Annotated in this window: 9 protein-coding genes; 3 read left to right on the top strand and 6 right to left on the bottom strand. The window is 65.5% G+C overall.

The window, feature by feature from the left end:
- Window positions 1–128: 128 nt before the first annotated feature.
- From QMG73_RS04600 to QMG73_RS04575, 6 genes are all read right to left on the bottom strand, one after another.
- Entirely contained in the window at window positions 129–3,455 is a 3,327-nt protein-coding gene (locus QMG73_RS04600; RefSeq protein WP_281892635.1) for an NACHT domain-containing protein, read from the bottom strand.
- A 576-nt stretch (window positions 3,456–4,031) separates the two neighbouring features.
- Window positions 4,032–5,513 carry a DNA phosphorothioation-associated putative methyltransferase gene (locus QMG73_RS04595; RefSeq protein ID WP_281892634.1) on the bottom strand — a complete coding sequence of 494 codons (1,482 nt, stop codon included), beginning with the start codon at window positions 5,511–5,513 and terminating at the stop codon, window positions 4,032–4,034.
- A 698-nt stretch (window positions 5,514–6,211) separates the two neighbouring features.
- Window positions 6,212–7,051, bottom strand: coding sequence for a phosphoadenosine phosphosulfate reductase family protein (locus QMG73_RS04590; RefSeq protein ID WP_281892633.1), 840 nt, complete (start codon window positions 7,049–7,051; stop codon window positions 6,212–6,214).
- Window positions 7,048–10,635, bottom strand: a complete 3,588-nt coding sequence (locus tag QMG73_RS04585; RefSeq protein WP_281892632.1) for a P-loop NTPase family protein — start codon at window positions 10,633–10,635, stop codon at window positions 7,048–7,050. Before QMG73_RS04585 ends, QMG73_RS04590 begins: the two co-directional genes overlap by 4 nt.
- Window positions 10,632–11,744: a DUF4007 family protein gene (locus QMG73_RS04580; RefSeq protein WP_281892630.1), complete on the bottom strand. Its 1,113-nt coding sequence runs from the start codon at window positions 11,742–11,744 to the stop codon at window positions 10,632–10,634. Before QMG73_RS04580 ends, QMG73_RS04585 begins: the two co-directional genes overlap by 4 nt.
- The gene (locus QMG73_RS04575; RefSeq protein ID WP_281892628.1) at window positions 11,737–12,957 is read right to left on the bottom strand and encodes a cysteine desulfurase family protein; all 1,221 of its coding nucleotides are present in this window, start codon (window positions 12,955–12,957) and stop codon (window positions 11,737–11,739) included. The genes QMG73_RS04580 and QMG73_RS04575 overlap by 8 nt, the downstream gene beginning before the upstream one ends.
- A 445-nt stretch (window positions 12,958–13,402) precedes the next feature.
- Here QMG73_RS04575 and QMG73_RS04570 point away from each other — a divergent pair, with 445 nt between their 5' ends.
- Genes QMG73_RS04570 through QMG73_RS04560 form a run of 3 tightly spaced genes read left to right on the top strand, consistent with a single transcriptional unit; the run spans window position 13,403 to window position 17,834 of the window.
- Complete coding sequence (locus QMG73_RS04570) at window positions 13,403–14,965, top strand: DEAD/DEAH box helicase (protein WP_281892626.1); 1,563 nt, start codon at window positions 13,403–13,405, stop codon at window positions 14,963–14,965.
- Complete coding sequence (locus QMG73_RS04565; protein WP_281892625.1) at window positions 14,959–16,944, top strand: ATP-binding protein; 1,986 nt, start codon at window positions 14,959–14,961, stop codon at window positions 16,942–16,944. The genes QMG73_RS04570 and QMG73_RS04565 overlap by 7 nt, the downstream gene beginning before the upstream one ends.
- Window positions 16,941–17,834, top strand: a complete 894-nt coding sequence (locus QMG73_RS04560) for a phospholipase D-like domain-containing protein (protein ID WP_281892623.1) — start codon at window positions 16,941–16,943, stop codon at window positions 17,832–17,834. Before QMG73_RS04565 ends, QMG73_RS04560 begins: the two co-directional genes overlap by 4 nt.
- Window positions 17,835–18,443: the final 609 nt, after the last annotated feature.

The following is an 18,443-nucleotide window of genomic DNA, read 5'->3' as shown; positions in this document are numbered from 1 at the left end:
GGACGCCTCACCGACTTTCCCGAAGTCCTACGCACCGTCACCGGACTGGAGATCTACCGAACCTGGGGATAACCACGTTCTGAATAACGCTCCGAGACTACGACCCTCACGTCATGAGGCCAACGCCCTCAAGGCCGACGTCGACTAACAGTCGCTCGTCGGGCCGCTGTCCGTGCCCGTTGGCGGGCGCGCCGGGTGGCGCGGACCAGACGCTCGGTCAGCTCAGGCCACGCTGGCCAGCCGTCGACATGATGATCTTCGATAAAGAAGCCGAGTTCCGCCAGCCGTATCCACGCCTGCGCGACCGGCAAAGAGTCCTGTTCGGAGGGCCACGAGAGCAGGGCAAGCAGTACGTAGGAAACCTGCTCGTCGTCCGACGTGCCTTCGGACGGGGGTTGGTCCAGAACTGTCAGGCCGCAGCGGGCGGCGGCTGCCTTTACCTCCTCGTTTATCTCAAGGGTCGGGGAATTCCTGATTAGCGTTAGCACGCTGACAACCAAAGACGAATCTGCGCCGGGATCCGTGGCAAGGCGGTCGAGCAGAAATTGGACGTAACGAGTCTGCTCGTCGACAGACGCTAGCATTGCCGCAATCCCAATGCACCGCAGGTACGCCCTGCGTCGTTCCTCGTTAGTCGCCGTGTGGAGCGGAAGTAGCCAGGCGTTCAACAGTGCATGCGCGGCCGAGACGTATCCTTCATCACCCGACTCGACGTATGTGTTCACCGTTGTGCCGAGGTGACTGAGCAGCGGCGCCAACGCATGCAGAGCAACGTCATCAAGATTCCCGCATTGCAGGTATCCCTTACGGTTCAGTACGTCCGGGCTGTGCTGCGCATACACATCGATCCGGTCCCGCGCATCCCGCAGGTCGTACGTCCACGCCGGGTCGATTGGGGGCGGCTTGATGTCGCCGGTGGCTAGTTCAAGCCGCACGTCGCGCTGGCTGCCGTCCCATACTCGGTGGAGCCCTAGCACATGCCCGATCCCGGACCAGTCCTCACTGCCAAGTTGTGAGCGCCAGAGCAGTGCCTCACGGTGCCATGCGCCCACCCGATCGGTATGAGGACCGAACAGTTCGGCACCGGTTAGCGACTCTGCTATGCAGACGGCCAGCAGCACAAGGTTGACGCTGTACACCGCATGCCGAGTAGTGACGGGCAAGCGGCGGGGCTCGTACCCAGCATGGGCACGCAGTGGCCGAGGCTGGTGGGCGGCGCGAAACAACCGAACGGCTAGGTCGACCATTTTGCCTCGCTCGGCGAGCGGTAGACCCTCAGCATGTTCCGCAATAAAGGCCAGAATTGGTGCGCTGTTTGACAGCGGCGCGAACGAGAGCAGCGCGTGAAGCCTGTCGTCATCGGCTGCCGCAGGGCTCAGTGCGAACGTCGATGCGGCCTCCCGAGCCGCGATCTCCCGTAGCGCCAGCCATGCCAGCCGGGCCACTAGAAACTCACCGAACGTCGCGTGAAGGAACTCATATGTCCGTAGCTCAACGTCGTCTCGGAACGCCTGCGAGCGGTGGACGAAGAAGAATCGGCCTAGCATGGTCTCCGCCGCGCCTAGCGGCGCGCGCAGACCGGGACGGTCCGGTGTCGGCGTCGAGCCGAAGAAGGCTGTGAAGTCGCCCTCCAGATCCGCCTCAGTGATCCACTGAGTGCCCCGATTGAACATTGCCAGGCCTACGACCGATAGCCTGTGCAGTTCTTCCTCAACCGCCTGGTCCAGATCCTGCTCGTCCAGCCCAGGCCGATGCTTGGTTACCTCCCGCGCGGCAAAGTTTCGGAGCAGCCGCGTGTACAACTCGCCACGCCCTATCTCGCCCGCGATCCGCTGCAACGCGTTGCCGTCCGCGTCGTACAGGGCGAGCATCATCAGCAGCAGCGGCTGCCTGGCCAGATCCCGGTGGCGCAGCACTGCAGCCGCGGGCAGCGGGGCGAGCCCGAGAGAGGCGAAGCCTTGCGCGTTGGCGGCGTTCCAGGTAGCCAGCCACGCCGCAACACGATCATCATCGAATGGCTCCAGGCGCAGCGCGACCGTGTCCTCAGGTGACCGAGCCCTATCTGCGACGCTAGTGCGACTGGTTACTACGACCGCCAACGGTCGACCCTGAACAGCTTCCCTGCGCTGAAATTGAGCGATCTTCATTAGGTAGTCGGTCTGGCTAACCCCGGTCGCCTGGAGTAGCTCGTCGAACCCGTCCAGCAGCACAACCGGCAGGGCATCCACGGCGGAGCGGACCAAAGCAGGCCACTCCAGCCGCTCGCCAGTAGCCGCCCGGACCGCGTGCTCGATTTGATCCTGGAGGTCCGCGTCCGCCGGTACCTCGCGCAGGACGACCCGGATCGGGAGGAAGTCGGCCTCCGGTAGTTGGGCGGCCAACACCGTGGTGAGCACCGACTTTCCCGATCCCGGCTGGCCGAGCGCTAGGAGCGGTGCGACCATCGCCTGTGGCGAGGTCAGGTACCCGGTAATGAACTCCTCAAGATCGGCCCGGATCGGCTGCTCGGCCCACCACTGCTCGTCGCTCGGCCGGACGCCGGTTCCGACCTCTGCGACCCGGAACAGAGGCTCCACGTAAGCCTGTGCCAGCGTTGGGATCCGCAGCCCGGGCGGAGCGTCGGTGGACTCAACGATGGGGCGACCCAACGCAGACCGGTAGGCTGTGGCCAATCCCGCCCGTCGCTCGTCGGGAACCCGGCCGGTTGAGATGTCGGTAAGCAAGCGATGTACCCCCGCCAGTGCCTCTCCGACGTCCCGCACCTCCGCCCGCGTGGCTGCCTGACCCCGGCGTGCCGACCACAGCGCCACCTCGGGGAAATCGACAGCAAGCCGGTCGGACAGTTCGACGTATCGCTCGATTGCCCGCTCGCTCAGACCATCGAACACTGCCACAGTCCGCTGCTGGGCGGTCTCGGTCAGCCGGTCGCCGATTGTCAGGCCCCGAATGAACGAGATCACAGCCGCCGACAGGTCCCCGTAGTAGGCCACCAGTCGCTGACGGAACCGCTCGTCGGACTCATAGGGCCGCGGCAACGGCACTGGGTAGGCCAGGCCAGCCGCAGCTACGTCTCCAGCAGCGTCGCGATCCGCGGCTGACGCGAGTGCCTGCTGCTCTCTACGGGTCAGTTCGAGGTCTGCGAAGCGGAACGGCAAGTCCGTCGCAGCCAACTCTTCGAAGTACGCGGTCACTACCAGCACGGACAGCGCAGCCTCGATTCGCTGCGTTCGGCCGTACCGGGACAGGCCCGCATGCCGCTCTGTGAACGCGCGCACCAGCTCGTGGCCGAGCCGGACGAACTCGGCCTTTGCGTCGAACCAGCCGAGCACCGCAGGGAAAGCCGGCACCGCCGCCAGCATTAGCCCTCCGGTGATCTGGTCGAGCGCAGTAACGACGGAGCTGTTCTGCCCACCGAGCAGTCGCGCGGCGTCGGTGTAGCTCAGCGTCTTGGCCATGCGCGGCCTCCTCAAGAGTTTGGTTCGGGTGCCGACCACCGTCGTGCACCGTCACTGAACGGACGCTGCCGCCGCACATGCCCCCACACATCCATCATGCCGACCGCGATAACGGTAGTTAACTATCACGCGGCCCATGTGGACTCGGCACACATGAAGGCGCGGTCCCAGCGGCTCAGCCGAGTAGCTCACGTCGGCGCACTCGGCTGATCACAACGCCAATTGGTTAACGCCGGCGCCAGGAGCCGCTATCCCAGCCGGCTCCGCTACGAACCGCACGACACGTTCATGACAGGCATGTCCGACCCGACGAATCCCAGCTCGGGGCTGCAACGGACACCTCCAGTCATGGCGTCAATGGCATGAGCAAATTCCTCAGCGTCGCCGAGGCCTAGCCAGCGAGCACGTGTCGTGTGCGGTCAGCTGCCGCGAGGACTGCGGGGCACCTCGCCACCGTCATCGAGGATCAGGTTGGGGCCCTCGCCGTCGGGCCACAGCGGCAGCTGCTCGATGCAGGCTAGCGGACAAGCTCGGAGGCCGGGACGACCGCCCCTGTCACGCGACACCACCCAATTGTCAGCCTGGTACGGGCGGCTTACGTACGAGCCTGTGGCCTTGTACCTGGTAGTCGCAGCTGTCGAGCCGCGTTCGCCAGCCTTCCCGAGTGCCAATGGAGCTGCTTGCGTCAAGTAAGCCTGCTCGCTCTTCCTGCCGGGTCAGACGGGCGAACTTCTCTCGCTGCGGGTAGTCGTCGGGGACGAAGGTTTCCTTGCGATGCAGTACGGGCGGGTTGGTTGACTCGCGGAAGTCCGTGTACTTGACGTCGAGGCGACGCAGGTCGACGCGTAGCGACGTGGCGAGCACGGGATGCGGATCCCGGTCGAAGGTCGGATATGAAAGGTAGGAAACCTTTGGAGCGGTGCGCGACAACTTGATGATGTTGGAGTCGGGGACGTTGCCAGTCAGCACTCGGGCGCATCCTTCGTAAACGCGCAGGATCGGGCTTAGCTGTTGCGATGCGGCCTGGTGGATGTAGAGCGCTTCGGGCGTCAATTTGCCGATTATGGATTTGGCGCAAGCGGCGTTCACCGCGCTCTGGTCTGCGACGCTGTGCAGCAGCAGGTCGGCGCGATCACACGCCGCGCTGTAGGAGCCGAGCAGGGTCTTGATGTCGAGTGCGACGTCTCGGGGCAGCTGTGAGGCTCTTGGCCGCTTGGTGAAGGCAGAAAGGGCCAGATAGACGAGGAGGTCCTGTCGGGCACGGTCGCGGGCGACCTCTAGATCCCTGTCCCAGTCCTCTGCGCCAACAATCTGGCGAAGGATAGCGGCTGCTCGCTTGATCGAGAGCGATGCGGCAGCAAGCCGATCGGCGCTGCCGTTGAGTTCCCACAGGTCGGGCAGTCGACCTCGATCGGTAACGAAGCCGTGGATCTCCTCCATGATCTCGCGGTGCGCGTCGTAGAGGACTTGGCGCAGCTTCGGCCTCCGCAGAGGTGCCGAGCGGCGCCGGGTGCGGGAGGCAAGTAGTGACTGCGCATAGATCTCGTCGCGGAACACGTAGAAGATGCCGGGGGCTGCAGCGATGCACTCCGTGTGGAGTTCATTTTTGATCCAAGCCTGGAGTTCTTCTTGTGTGAAGAACTTTTGGAATGTTCCGCGAGTAGTCAGGATGCCGTCGCCATGCCGTTTTCCCGCCACGGTGCGCGCTTCCCAGTCTGGCCGGGCCGCTACGATCAGAACTTTTCGCGCGAGTTGCCAAGCGGTACGCAGCGTGTGCGCCCTCTCCGCCGGGTTCTCGATGACATTTACGACGTAGCCGAGGTTGATGACGTCGGCGGGGCGAATCTGCGCGGCGGGGCGGTGTGAGGGGTCCCAGCCGTCGGCTTCGTAGCCGAGGGCACGTAGTCGCACTACGTCGAGGCCCCGGCCGCATCCGTAGTCGAAGAGGCTGGAGTTCGTCGTGATGACGCCGTCCGCGAGTGCCCGCGCGATGGGTTTGCTTAAGTCAGGCCGGGCAATCGCGGTGCGGTGTCGGGGGATCTCCTGCTCGGTGTCCATACGTCATCGACCTGCCGCGAAAGTGTCCGGCCGATGCCAGGGGGTACGGCTGAGCCGGCCTGTGGCGCATCCTGGCTGCCGGCTGCGCGGTGCCACCTGAGTGCTGTCCATGGCTGGGATTGTGCATCCTCGTCGCCGGGATCCGAAGCCTACGCGCGGAGTGCGACGAATGCTATGCACCCAATCGGCTCTAAAATGCAATCGCCAGCCTCAATTGTCCAGGAATTTATCGCCATTTCTACGTTGACGACGCTCGTTCGACTTGACTGTCCGGGTTGACGCACGGGTCACTGTCCAGCGGTAGAACTAGCCCCTGGAGAATAGATGTCCTTGAGAGCACATTTACTTGGCAATGGGGAATTGTCACTCGTACTCCGAACGTCGCTCGGAGATGATTTGCGCTTCGGCGCGACCTTGATCGGTCCCGCCGGGGTTCATCGGTCGACAGGAACCTTCCGTGAGCCTGAGGCATTGGTCGAGTTGTCGAGGGATGTCGTCCTGGTCCTGTCTGAGGCAGACGAGCCGGCTGCTGGCGTGAGCGTGATTGCGTTGATCGTGCATACGGCGAGTCGGCACGCCGCCGCAATCGGTGTCTTCGCGAGTGCGGCAGCGTGCCGGTCATGGTGGTATCAGCCGTTCAATAGACTGCTGCGGGATCCGGATGTGCTGTTGGTGCTGGCGCAGATATGCCCGGACAGTTAGAGGTGGCAGACGGCGCAGCCTGCCTCGTCGCTGTCCTCGTCGAGGGCATCGGTGAGGACTTCGATCAGGGGCAGATTAGGCCGGGGTTTGTCCGCCGCGCGGGCAAGCGCGGCGACATGTCGCTCTTCGATGGCTTCGCGCCGGTCGAGAAGTTCGCGCAGAGATTCGCCTTGTGACCAGGTGTACTGGCGGCCTTGCATGGCGGTCGCCTGGTAGTTGACCTTATCTTCGTAGTCGACGGCACGTTCGAATAGTTCGGGGTGACGATCGGCGAGGCCGACCCATTCGTGCTTGCGTTGAAAGAAGCAGAAGTAGCACCCAGACCGGGTGCGCCATTCGTAGTAGGCCGGCAGGCCGATACCCGATTCGTCGAGGATGCGGTTGACGCCATCGCGGTCGATGCCGTCTTCCCGGAAGGGAAACACGGCCTTGATGTTGGGCTTGGTGCTGACGTAGCCGAGGCGGTTCTCGTCGGAGCGGATGGCGACGTAGGAGATGGCGGGGCTGTCACCGAGCCATTCCTCGAGCGGCTTGATCTTGAGGTTCTTGGTGCACCACCGCATGGATGCGCTCGGCAGCGTGCCCTGGTAGACCTGCAGCCAGTGGTCGAAGTCGCGGGTGGCGTTGAGCCGGACGATCTGCTTGCCGAGGGCGGCTTCGAGGCGGTTGAGATAGTCGTACGTCTCGGGCAGTTCGGCGCCGGTGTCACAGAAGAAGTACTCCATCTGCGGCACCTTGCCGCGCATGTAGATCGCGAGGGCGGAAGAGTCCTTGCCTCCGGAGATGCCGAGGACGTGGCGGGTCTCGTTGGAAGTACGTTGCCGTGGTGCGGTCATCGGATGGGCTTCCTTCGCGTGCGTGATGCGCCGTCGTTGCCAGTGTCCCTCTCGGCCATGACATTCTCGGCGAGTAGAACAAGCAGGGCCCGTTCACCATTCTCGCCGATCCTCTTACGGGCCAGGGCGATCAGTTCCGGCAGCAACGCCTGGGCGTTTGTGCGCTCGTCGTCGGAGAGGTGGACGACGGTGTGGAGCTCCTGGCCGTCGGGGTGGGTGAGCGTGATCGTCTGGGAGACGAAGGTGGAGCCGGCGGGTTGTGGGCTGCTCGGCTGGTGCAGGTTGGCCAGCCGCTCGATGGAGCGGGCGACGGCGCGGACCTCTACGGCGAACATGGTGATGTCACCGTCGCGCCAGTCGGACAGGCCGCGGCCGACGACCCGGACGACGAACGGGTCGAGCCACTCGTCGTCGGTTAGCGCCGTGTCCTGGGCCAGCGTGATGACGCCGCGCAGCTTCGCTTCCACCAGGGTCACATCGGCGAGCGGCTGCGTATAGGCGGCGAGGCGCTCGCGTACTTTGCTGAGGTTCGTGGGCATGTGGAACGCGGCAGCGATGGTTTTGACGACCTGGTCACGTAGGCGGGCGTCGGCGCGGCTGATCTCGGTGAGGGCCTTGCTCAAGGATGCGGCGTACCGCCGTGCGGTCTGCTCGTCAGTGGGCCCATCGGCTGGGATCGGCTTGAGTCCGAGTGCGGAGGGAAGGTCGGTGAACAGCAGGGTGTCGGGTTCGCGGGCGGTCTTGAGTGCCTGGCGTACTGCTTGGGCTTGCTTAGGGATCTGCTGGGTGCGGTCGGCGTACGAGGACAGCGTTCGAGCGCGGTCGAGCAGCTCGCGGGTAATCGCCAGGGGCGCCACGTTGCGGGCGTTCGCCGGGGGCGCTGCGGGCATCCGTGCGCCGATCTCCTGCGCGATCTCGTCGACCGCAAGCTTGCGGGGGCCGGTCTGTACACCCATGGCCTTAATCGCGAACCGTTCCGGCGCTTTGAGCATCCGCTCGGCGAGTGCGTCGGTGAGCCTCGTCTGGTAGGTCCCTTCCTCGAAGAGCGCGAGGTCCTGCCTGCCGATGATGAGCGCGGTCAGCACGATGATCGGGATGACGCCGGGGCGCATCCCAAACGGTGGTGCTTCCAGCAGGTTGTAGACGGCATCGAGGCGCAGCGGCTGCTCGGTGGCGGCGTACAGCTGTTGTCGCATCGCCGTCCAGGCGGGGTACAGCGAATTCTTCTTGGTCGGCGTGGGTGGCTCGGGTTCGCAGAAGCCGAACGTCAGCTGCCCAGCCTCGTCGGGCCGTGCCGTGGTGGGGCGGTGTAGGCGCAGGTACTCCAGTACGCCGCCGTACATGGCGCGTTCCGGCCCGTAGCCCTCGATGCCAAGGTACGGAAGGCCCGGCGAATTGATCATGGCGGTGATGAGTTCCCGCCGGGCTTTGGCTGCCTGGCTGGTCAGTTTGTGCCGGCCGAGCATCTCGTTACGGATGTGCGGCGCGTCGGGGAACACGCTGTCGCACGCCTTGGAGACGAGTTCGGCGAGGCTGCGGCCCCTGATTCGTTCGCAGGAAGCAGACCAGGTCGCGGCTCCGGTGGTTGCCGGCACGAGGTACCACTTGGGAGCCATCTGGCTCGGCAGGAAAGCTTCTGCGACGCGGGTAGCGAGTTCGGCACTGGCCTGCGCGATACGTTCCTTCACCTCGGCGCTGGCAACGCCGTCGAGCTCAACGTGGGCCGGGAGCTCGTTCAGGGCGTGAAGGTAGCGGGCAGTGTTGAGAACCTTGTCGGCGTGTTCGGTGGTGCCGGCGACGACAGGGCGTTCCGTCCGGACCGCGGGGATGGTGTCCCGCGCGCCGAAGTGGAACAGCAGCATGCCGTCCTCGGCGTTGTCGGCCGACGGCCCTTCGACGTTGGGCGTCTCCGCGTCGGTGGCTTTCGTAATGAAATAGCGCAACATGCCGGTGCGCTGGCTGTGCTTGCCGGCCACCACCGCGGGAGGCAGGTAGTCAGAGATGAGTTTGACGGCGGCGTGGTCGTCGCAGCTGCTGATCAGCTGCTCGATATGTGCGGTGAGGTCGACATCGCTGCCTTGCCAGACCCGGTATTCATCGCTGAACTGCCGGTACACCAGGAAGCCGCGTTCGACGAGGCTGGTGACCTGGTCGGCGAGACGTTGCCGGGTGGCGGTGTCGTTGAGCGCGGTGGGGTCGGTCAGCGCGAACAGGATGGTGTCCATGCTGGCTCGCAGAGCGCCGGAGGCGTCTACGAGGTTGAGCATGCCGACGGTCTTGAGGATAACCTGATCGTGTTCGGGAAGGCCGTGTGCCTCCGCGATGCGGTTGTCGATCTCCATCCATCGGCTGGCGTTGGCCGAGGCCAGGACGGTGGTGCGGCCGGCGGTAAAGAAGAAGTCGAAGGCGTCCGCGATGCGGATGGTGGAGGCCGTGGTCGGCTTGTCGGTGGCGAAGCTGGCCAGGAATCGGCGTGCGGTGTGCGGTTCGTCGTTGGCGATGAAACCCGTCATACTGCGGTCGTGTTGCCCGATCTGGGCGGCCAGCAGCGGCGCGACGACGGTGGTCAGCGGGTGCAGAGGGTAAACCTGTGCGAAGAATTCCTGGTCCGCAGCGAGGATGCCTTCGAGGCCGCGGTCGGTCCAGGCGCGGGCCGAGGCGGCAGCGTGTTCGGTGATGAGCTTGCGACCCTTGGCGGTGACGCCGCTGTGGTCGATGGTTCGGCGGACCAGCTCGACGGTGTCGCCAAGGTGGACCGTCATGAGGATGTCCTCGAACCGGCCCTGGATCTTGGCCCATTCGCGGGTGAGCAGCGTATTCGAGCGGGACGCGTAGTCACCAAAGGACAGGTGCTGCATCGTGATCAGGTAGAGCCGCACGCCGCGCGCGCCGGCGCCGAGTTCCGCGAGTTCCTGCAGCAGGAAGACGTCGCTGCTGGCGTCGCTGAAGTCGCCGTGTGCGGCGAGGTGTTCCAGGGACTTGCCAAACTCGTCGATAACTAGCAGGACTGGGGCCTGTTCACACAGTGTCCGCACCGCGCTCAGAAGCTGCTGGTGGCCGAACCCGGTGGAGGTGAGGGACGCGAGCGTGTGTCGCACCGGAGCCGGCATGGCGTCGTCGGACCACGTGCGGGAGGCGCCTTCGAGCAGTGCGCGGGCGACGCTGGCGAGCAGGGGTTCGCGTCGTGCGGTGGTGACGCAGGTGATGAACCCATCCGGTGCGATCTGATCACGAGCGGCAATTAGCCGTCGGGCAAGGATGGGGCTGGCCTCGGTAAGCAACTTCTCGGCTTCGGAACGGCGGCCGCCGGCGTGGCCGAGCAGCGATGTCGTGACGAGCGCCAGCGTGGATTTGCCTGATCCGTAGGGGCCGGTGAGTGACCAGGCGCGGGTGCGTCCCTGGTCTTCCAGTGCGGCGGTGACTCTGTCCAGCACATCCTGTGCGCGGATACCGACGTGTAGGGGGCCGAGGTGCTCGGCGCGGACGTCGCGTTCAATATTCGTTGATCGCAGCCGGCTGCTGACGATGCTGATCCCGGTGGGCGCCTGCGGACTGGCGGTCGGCGAGGTGCCGGGTGCGGTCATAGCAGCGCTCCTGCGAGTTGGTCGATTGTTGGCTGGTCGAGCAGATCGGTACGGCCACGGCGGCGCATCTCGCGCAGCATGCCGGGCGGCTGCATGCGGTACCACGTCTCCCGGTCGGGGAAGCCGTCGCGGGCGCGGACCCCACCGTAGTAGTTGTCCAGCACGTCCCACGCGAGATCCTTGGGGTGGGCGTTGAAGCCCAGGCTGCGCTGCCCGATGCCCTCGATCAGCTCAAGCTGGGGGTGCGCCCCGGCGGTGTCCTGCAGAGCGTTGACGATCTCTGGTTCCCTGAGACGGAATGCCTTTCCTGGCCCGCCGGGCTCGTTCGCCAGGCGGGCTACGGCTATCGAGCCGCCCTGCTGGGCCCCGCTGCGCGCCGCGTAGTCCAGGCAGGCGTAGGTGACGAGGGCGGGCGGCAGCGACGTACGGGCGTTGCTGGTGAACTTCCAGGAATCGACGGAATTCGCGCGTCCGAAGGTTATCGGTTCCAGCAGGCCGAGTTCTCGAAACGTGGAGTCCAGCATGTCCTCGAATCCCATCCGGGAGCCCTTGGCGGGTTGTTCGTCCCGGCGGCCGTACATCTTTGTAAGGCAGTCGGCATCCTTGGCCACGGATGCTTCGACGGGGGGTTCCCAGCCGGCCAGCCGGACGTGCCGCAAGGTGGTCTCGGTCAGATCGGCCGTCTTGAACCGGGAGGTGGACTGGGCGTGGAAGGCGACCCACCAGGTCGGGGTGTAGCAAGGCTTCGCCAGCAGCCACCAGTGCAGCAGCCACAGGCTCGCGGTGTCCTCCAGGTAGGGGTCGGCGCCGTTCTCATCGAGTAGCCAGTGCGCCTCCCAAGTCGGTGACGCGACGTTTGCCCGCGAAGTCGGGTCCTTGGGGTACTCCACGGTCAGCTTGAACGCGTAGGACCAGAACCGAATGGCGTTGACCATGTTCTTGCCAACACCCAGCGTCACGGTCGCGTTGTCGCGCAGGAACACGTCGTTGCCGATGTCCGGGTTGGTCAGCGCGGTGTAGGCCTTGAGGAGCCACCCAAACCGGGGGTGGAAGGTCTCGTGGCGGGAGAACGACGGCTCAGCGACGTCCTTGAGCTTGGTTTCAAGCATCGTGTCTCCGCGTTCCTTCCTGTCCCCCGGAGTGGGCGGGGGCAGTCGTGGTGGTGTTCGGGTGCAGGGCGGCGCGAACTAGGTGCGTGGCGTAGGTCACGCAGCGAACGGCACGGTCAATGTCATCGGCGGTGGTGGCGTGGCCGAGAGAAAACCGGATCGTGCAGTCGGCCTCGTCACGGCTCAGACCCATGGCGAGCAGGACGTGGCTCGGTTCCAGCGCCCCCGACGAGCAGGCGCTGCCTTCGGATGCGGCGAGGCCGGGCATGGCGGCCAGGAGCGCGTCGGCCGGCAGACCGTCGAAGGTGAGGCTCGAAACGCCGGGCAGACGTTGGTCGGGGTGACCGTTGCGACGCGTGCCGGGCACCGCGGTCATCACCTCGGTCTCGAACCGGTCGCGCAGTACCTTGATCCGGGCCGCTTCCTGTTCGAGGTCACGTCGGGCGGCTTGCGCTGCGGCGCCGAGACCGGCGATCCCTGGCACGTTGAGCGTCCCCGGCCGGCGTCCGCGTTCATGACCGCCACCGTAGGCCAGTGGCCGGATGGCCGGCACCGTGCCTCGCCGCGCGAACAGCGCTCCCACCCCTTGCGGAGCACCGAACTTGTGGCCGGACAGCGACAGCAGGTCGAGCCGCAGCTTGCTGAGATCGATCGGGAGCCGACCCACGAGTTGCGTCGCGTCCGAGTGCACCAGCGCTCCGGCTTCGTGCGCGAGTCGCACCACGAGATCGAGATTGTTGAGGACTCCAGTCTCATTGTTCGCCGCCATGACCGAAACCAGGACGGGTGAGGCTGCGAGAGCTTCCTCTAGCTCGTCGAGTCGCAGGGTGCCGTCGCGGTGCACCCCGATCGTGTACACCTTGCCGGCGACGCTGTTGGCTACCGCGGCTGCCGCTTCGCTCACCGCCGGATGTTCCACTGCGCTGACCACCAGGCTTCGCCCGTGCGTCGCGGCCGACCGGATGGCAAGGTTGTTTGCTTCCGTCGCCCCCGACGTGAAGATCAACTCGTTCGGCAAGCAGCCCAACAAGGCCGCCACTCGCTCGCGCGCCTGATCGACCGTGGACGCGGCGTCCCTGCCCGCGGTGTGGACGCTCGATGCGTTTCCGACAGCGGCGAGCGACGCGGTGGTCGCGGCCACCGCTTCAGGACGCACGGGGGCCGTGGCGTTGTAATCGAGGTAGATGAAAGGATCGGTACATTTTTGCCCCATCCTTCTCCCTCCGTCGTCGGCCCATCCTATAGCTGGTGGCTCGTTTCGGAGCCGCGACGCAAGCCACCAGCCGTGATCTAGGGCCGTAACGTTACCGTACGGGTGTTCTGGTGTGATGCCCCGATGACCGATTTGAGCCGCCTCGTCGCGTCGGGGTTCAACGACGTCCGGAGCGGCTGAGGAACGGCACGGAATGCCCGGCGCCCCGATGGGTCGCGGTCCCGTTCGGTGCGCCGTCGCGATAGAGTGAGTGCTTGGGTCGATGTCGTTGGCATCCGTTCCATGACCACGTGACCAGCGAACTCAACGCGATGCGCGCGGAGGATGCCACCTAGATGATCTACACCGCCGTGCCGTCGACAGGTGCCCGGCGCCGCGGACCTGTCGCTCTCGGCCGCCGCTCGCCCGCCGGCGTTGCCCTGATTGATGGTGCGGGACCGCGGCGATGACGTACACAATCTTCGACTTGCTACGCGCTTCCGACCGGACCGCGAGCTTCATCGACGATCGTGTACAGCGTGCGATTGGGCGTCTCGTCGACAGTGGGCTCGTCCGGCAGGCGCCCATCAACGCGGTGGTGGCAGCGGCGTGCCTAGGTGATCCAAGCAGCGCTGTCCGCCGCCTCGCTGAGGCTGGCGTGCTTCCCGGCGAGCTTCCGGATGAACAACGCCGCGACCTGGCCGCCCGATTCTCGCTGGCCCCCGATCAGCTGGACAGCAAGGCGATTGCGGCGAACGCGGGCGCCGTTGCGGTATTTCTCGGGCTTCCCGAAGTCCGCAGCGACAGCACGGCGCAGGCGCCGGCCGGCGCGACGCCGGCGTACGGGCTGTTTCCGCATCAACGCCGTGCCGTGGTCCGGACTCGCGAGCTTCTGCGGCTGGGCCGTACCCGGCTGTTGCTGCACATGCCGACCGGGTCCGGCAAGACCCGCACCACGATGAGCATGGTCTGCGACTATCTGCGCGAGAACGAGGGCCGCGTCGTGCTCTGGTTCGCTTCCACCCGGGAGCTGCTGGACCAAGCGGCGCGCGAGTTCCACAAGGCATGGTCGCTGCTGGGTGATCGACCCGTGCCGATCGTCTCGGCCTGGGGTGGTCAGGACGCCGACTTCACCAACATCACTGACGGTCTCATCGTGGCCAGTCTGCAGACCGTTCACGCGCGTCGCAGCGACCCCGGCTTCATTCCGGGCCTCGGCCGCCGTGTCGGGCTCATCGTGTTCGACGAAGCGCATCAAGCGGTCGCCCGCACCTACCGGCATGTGGTGGAGCAGCTTTCCGCCGCCGGGCAGCCGGTCACTCCCATCATCGGTCTCAGCGCGACCCCGGGGCGAACGTTCCTCGGAGGACGGTCGGACGAAAATCTTGCCGAGTTCTTCGAGCACACGAAGGTGGAACTCGATACCGCTGCCGAAGGCGCGGACAACCCGGTCGCCTACTTGATCCGTCAGGGTTACCTCGCCGAACCCGAGTTCCGGCTCCTCGGAGACCTGCCGGAGGACGACGACTCGGACGGTAGCGACGACGAACCGGACGACATCGGCCTCAACCAGGATGACTACATGCAGGAGGTGCTCGGCGCCACCCTGCAGCTGGTCGGGGAGTCGCACCGCCGGATCATCGTGTTCGCCGCCTCGGTGGAACTGGCGCATGCGCTGGCGGCGGCACTGCGGTCGGTCGGTGTCCTCGCGGATGCGGTGGACGGTACGACGGTGCCCGAATTTCGGGACACCGCGATCCGGATGTACAAGAGCCCGGCGCCGATTCCTCGCGTGCTGGTCAACTACGGCGTGCTGACCACAGGTTTCGACGCCCCGCAGACCAGCGCCGTCGTGATCGCACGTCCGACGCGGTCCCTCGTGCTGTACAGCCAGATGGTCGGCCGGGGTATCCGCGGCCCCAAAGCCGGCGGCAACAGGAAAGCCGTCGTCGTCACCGTGGTCGACCCCGCCGTCCCCGCCTTCGGTTCCATCGCCGCCGCCTTCACCCACTGGGAGGACTTGTGGTAACACCCGACACCCATCAAGAAGCTCCGCTCCTCTCCGGTGAGCAGACCGTCAAGTCCATACGGGACACCGGCTACAAGGGCACCGACTACGCCCTCGCGGAACTAATCGACAACTCTTTCCAGTGGGGTCAGGCACGCACCGTCCTGTTGGTCATTGTGCAGCGCCTGGTGCAGGGCAAGCTGCGTGCCACCAAACGCGCCGACGAGATCTGGGTCATCGACGACGGCACCGGAATGACGGATCAAGCCGTCAATCTCGCCCTGTCGTTCGGCGGGTCCGGCAAGTACGACGACCGATCGGGCATCGGCCGCTTCGGCATGGGTCTGCCGCAGGCCAGCGTCTCGCAGTGCGAGAAGACTGATGTCTGGACCTGGCAGAAGTCACAGCCCGAGAACGCCTCGCACACATATCTCGACCTGAAGAAACTCTCGCGCTCCGGCAAGGGATCCACACTCACCGTCCCGTGGCCTACCCATCCCGGCGAGTCCGGCTACGAGGCCATGCCCGACTGGGTCCTCGACGTGTTCAAACAGCATGCCACTGCGGACACCTCGATGGGGCAGCCGCTCTACGGTGGCACCGCGATCCGCTGGTCCGCGCTCGACAGGGTCCGCTGGACCACGGCCGGCACCATCCTCAAGCACGCGGAATACCTGCTCGGACGGGTCTACCGCAACTTCTTGACCGCCGACTCCGAACGCCGGCAAATCAAAATCGCAATTGTCGACGCCGACATGATCGGCGGGCTCATCGAGTTCCACGACGTCCGCCCCAACGACCCGCTGTACCTGCTGCCGGCAGACCAGACCACGCTCGAGTTCTGGGAACAGGCCGGGCCGGACGGTGAGGAGGAGAAGTACATTCCTGTCACTGACAGTGCGCCCTTCACCGAACACCACAACTCTCGTGAGTTCGAGATCGCGCGTCCGGACGGCAAAGGCAACTCCACGGTGTACGCGCGCCTGTCTCTGGCCCGGCCCGAGGCACGGCCGGGCAGAAACCCCGGTAAGGGCACCCACCAGGGCCGCCACGCCCGCGACAACGCCGGGATCTCGGTCGTGCGCGCCGGCCGCGAACTCGTCCTGGAACAGACCCTGAACGAGGAAGCCACCGACCGGTGGTGGGGTGTGGAGCTCTCGTTCAGCCCTGATCTCGACGAGATCTTCGGCGTGACGAACAACAAGCAGGACGTTCCCAACCTCACCCAGGCGCTGCAACTCGCGCGCACCTACGATCTGCCGAAGCAAGAAGCCCTACAGGAGGCTCTCTTCGACGAAGAGCACCCGATCGCCGAGCTGTACGGGATGGCCCACCAACTGTTGCTGCTCGTGCGTGCCCTACGGCAAGAAGGCCGGGAAGGCCGTGACGCGGCATCGCGAGGCCGCTCGGCACCGCCGAACATCGCCGGCGTCGCCTCCAACATCAAGAAGACGCGCTCTACCGTCATCCCCACGCCCGGAGAGAAGAAGTTCGCGGATGACCCGGACCCGGAGAAGGCCGCCGGCGCCATCGAGAACAAGCTCAAGGCGGACGACGTCCCCGACCAAACCCGCAAGATCATCATTGAGAACTACAAGCGTGGCGTGACCGTTCAGATCGTGACGCAGCCCGAGAAGCACGTACCCGCGTTCTTCCGGCCCGACGAGGCCATGAACCTGGAGCTGCTGTGCCTGAACAACGCCCACCCCGCCTACCAGGCCATCATCGATCCGCTGCGGGCCTCCGGCGAGGACATCGCTGCGATGAGCGAGGAGGAAGCCAAGCGGCTGCTCACCAAGAGCGCTGACGCCATCACCTGGCTCCTGCTGGCCTACGCCCGATGCGAGAACGAGTACCAAGGTCACCCGCTCGCGGGTACCTGGAAGCAGATCCGCGACCAGTGGGGTCAGCGCCTAGCCGAAACGGTGCAAGACGCTGCATTCAAGGCTGCCGAACTCTTCGGCGACAACGCCGAAGACGACCACGAGGGCGGTGCATGACGCCATCGAACGTCGATCCTCGGCGCTGCGGACTCCGGGTCCTCGAACTCGTTGCTGCGGCCACCGAGCTGACGATCGTCTCGCCGTTCATCACCACAGCCGGCATCAGACCGATCCTCACGGCGCTGCCGCAGAACGCCGAACTCAAGGTGTACACCCGGTGGCGACCGGACGAGGTCGTCGCCGGGGTCAGCGACCCGCACATCTTCGACCTGGTGGGCGCACGCGGTGGAACCGTCTCGCTGCATCCGGTCATGCACGCCAAGGCCTACATGACCGGCTCATCCGCCTTGGTGGGCTCCGCCAATGTCACCGGGAATGGCCTCGGATGGGACCATCCCGGCGCCGTCGAAATCCTGGTCGGAACCTCACCGAGCGACCCAGCCCTGGTCGCGCTGATATCCGTGCTGCGGGCAACATCGTCGACCGCCACGGAAGCCGATCGCGACGCTGTTCTGGCCGCCGCCGCTGCACTCCCCACAGCACCACTGCAGGCCGCTGCCGAACCGATGGACCGAACAGATTGGCTGCCCTCTTACCGGATGCCGGAGGTGCTCTGGCTCGTCTACTCTGGGCAACGCGAAAAGGACCTCACCGACTACCTGCGGCCCGAACTGCAAGCACTGGGGATTCCCAGCGGCATCGAAAACGAATCGGCGTTCAACGCCTACGTTGGAGCGATCCTGCGGCAAGGCTTCACCGGTCGCATCGCGCAGGAGTGCAGCAACCTGACCACCGTCAAAGCGGTCCAACGCCTGACCGAACTGTGCGCGGCCAGAGGTACCGTCGTCGAGGACCCAGGGCTGCTGTGGGAGACCCTGGCGGCATGGATCGCACGATTCATGCCGGGCTTTCAGCGGATTCCCGGTGGAACGCGGCTGATCCGCTAACTAGCGCCACAGACCGATCGGCCGTCCGGTATCCGGGTCCAGAACCCGCACCGGCTGTGGGAACTCCGGTTGCGCGGACGGCTGCGACGACTGCTGCGGAATCGCCGCGCATCGGCCGAGAGCGGAATGCAGCAACTCGGCCGCTCCGGTCATCCCGGCTGCCTCTGCGGCAGCGAGAAGCGCTCGTGCAACCCTGCTCGCCTCCGCCTCGACGATTCCGCCGACCCGGCCCGTTCCATTCGAATACGTCTCATCGAGGCGAGCACGCAGTTGGGTCAACTCGGCGGCCAGACAAGCGTCGAACTCCGCCGACGACGCCTCATCGTCACATCTCGGTTCCTGGACAACGGCTAGCAGACGAGCTACCGAGTCCGGCAAGAGGTTTCGACGGACGCGTTCAAGATTCTCTGCACGCTGCTCCTCGAAACGCCTGCTAGTCACGCCACCCCTCTATCCTGCTCCGCGTCAACACCACTCGTGGTCCCAAGCGTCGAGGCGGCGAGGCCGGTTGAACGCCGTTGGAGAACGAGAGCCGAGTGACGTCCCTCAGCGTAGCGGAAACCACACTCGACATGAGGACGCCGAAAATGCCAGATGGGCCTCCGAAGG

The sequence above is a fragment of the Phytohabitans aurantiacus genome (genome assembly GCF_027923225.1).
Classification (GTDB): Bacteria; Actinomycetota; Actinomycetes; order Mycobacteriales; family Micromonosporaceae; genus Phytohabitans; species Phytohabitans aurantiacus.
The sequence above is the reverse complement of the archived record's forward strand: the minus strand, read 5'-3'. Positions and strand labels throughout refer to the sequence as shown.

Bases quoted from the DNA above. Each gene is read 5' to 3' on its own strand.
- QMG73_RS04600 (WP_281892635.1), bottom strand. From the start codon at position 3,455: ATGGCCAAGACGCTGAGCTACACCGACGCCGCGCGACTGCTCGGTGGG.
- QMG73_RS04595 (WP_281892634.1), bottom strand. From the start codon at position 5,513: ATGGACACCGAGCAGGAGATCCCCCGACACCGCACCGCGATTGCCCGG.
- QMG73_RS04590 (WP_281892633.1), bottom strand. From the start codon at position 7,051: ATGACCGCACCACGGCAACGTACTTCCAACGAGACCCGCCACGTCCTC.
- QMG73_RS04585 (WP_281892632.1), bottom strand. From the start codon at position 10,635: ATGACCGCACCCGGCACCTCGCCGACCGCCAGTCCGCAGGCGCCCACC.
- QMG73_RS04580 (WP_281892630.1), bottom strand. From the start codon at position 11,744: ATGCTTGAAACCAAGCTCAAGGACGTCGCTGAGCCGTCGTTCTCCCGC.
- QMG73_RS04575 (WP_281892628.1), bottom strand. From the start codon at position 12,957: ATGGGGCAAAAATGTACCGATCCTTTCATCTACCTCGATTACAACGCC.
- QMG73_RS04570 (WP_281892626.1), top strand. From the start codon at position 13,403: ATGACGTACACAATCTTCGACTTGCTACGCGCTTCCGACCGGACCGCG.
- QMG73_RS04560 (WP_281892623.1), top strand. From the start codon at position 16,941: ATGACGCCATCGAACGTCGATCCTCGGCGCTGCGGACTCCGGGTCCTC.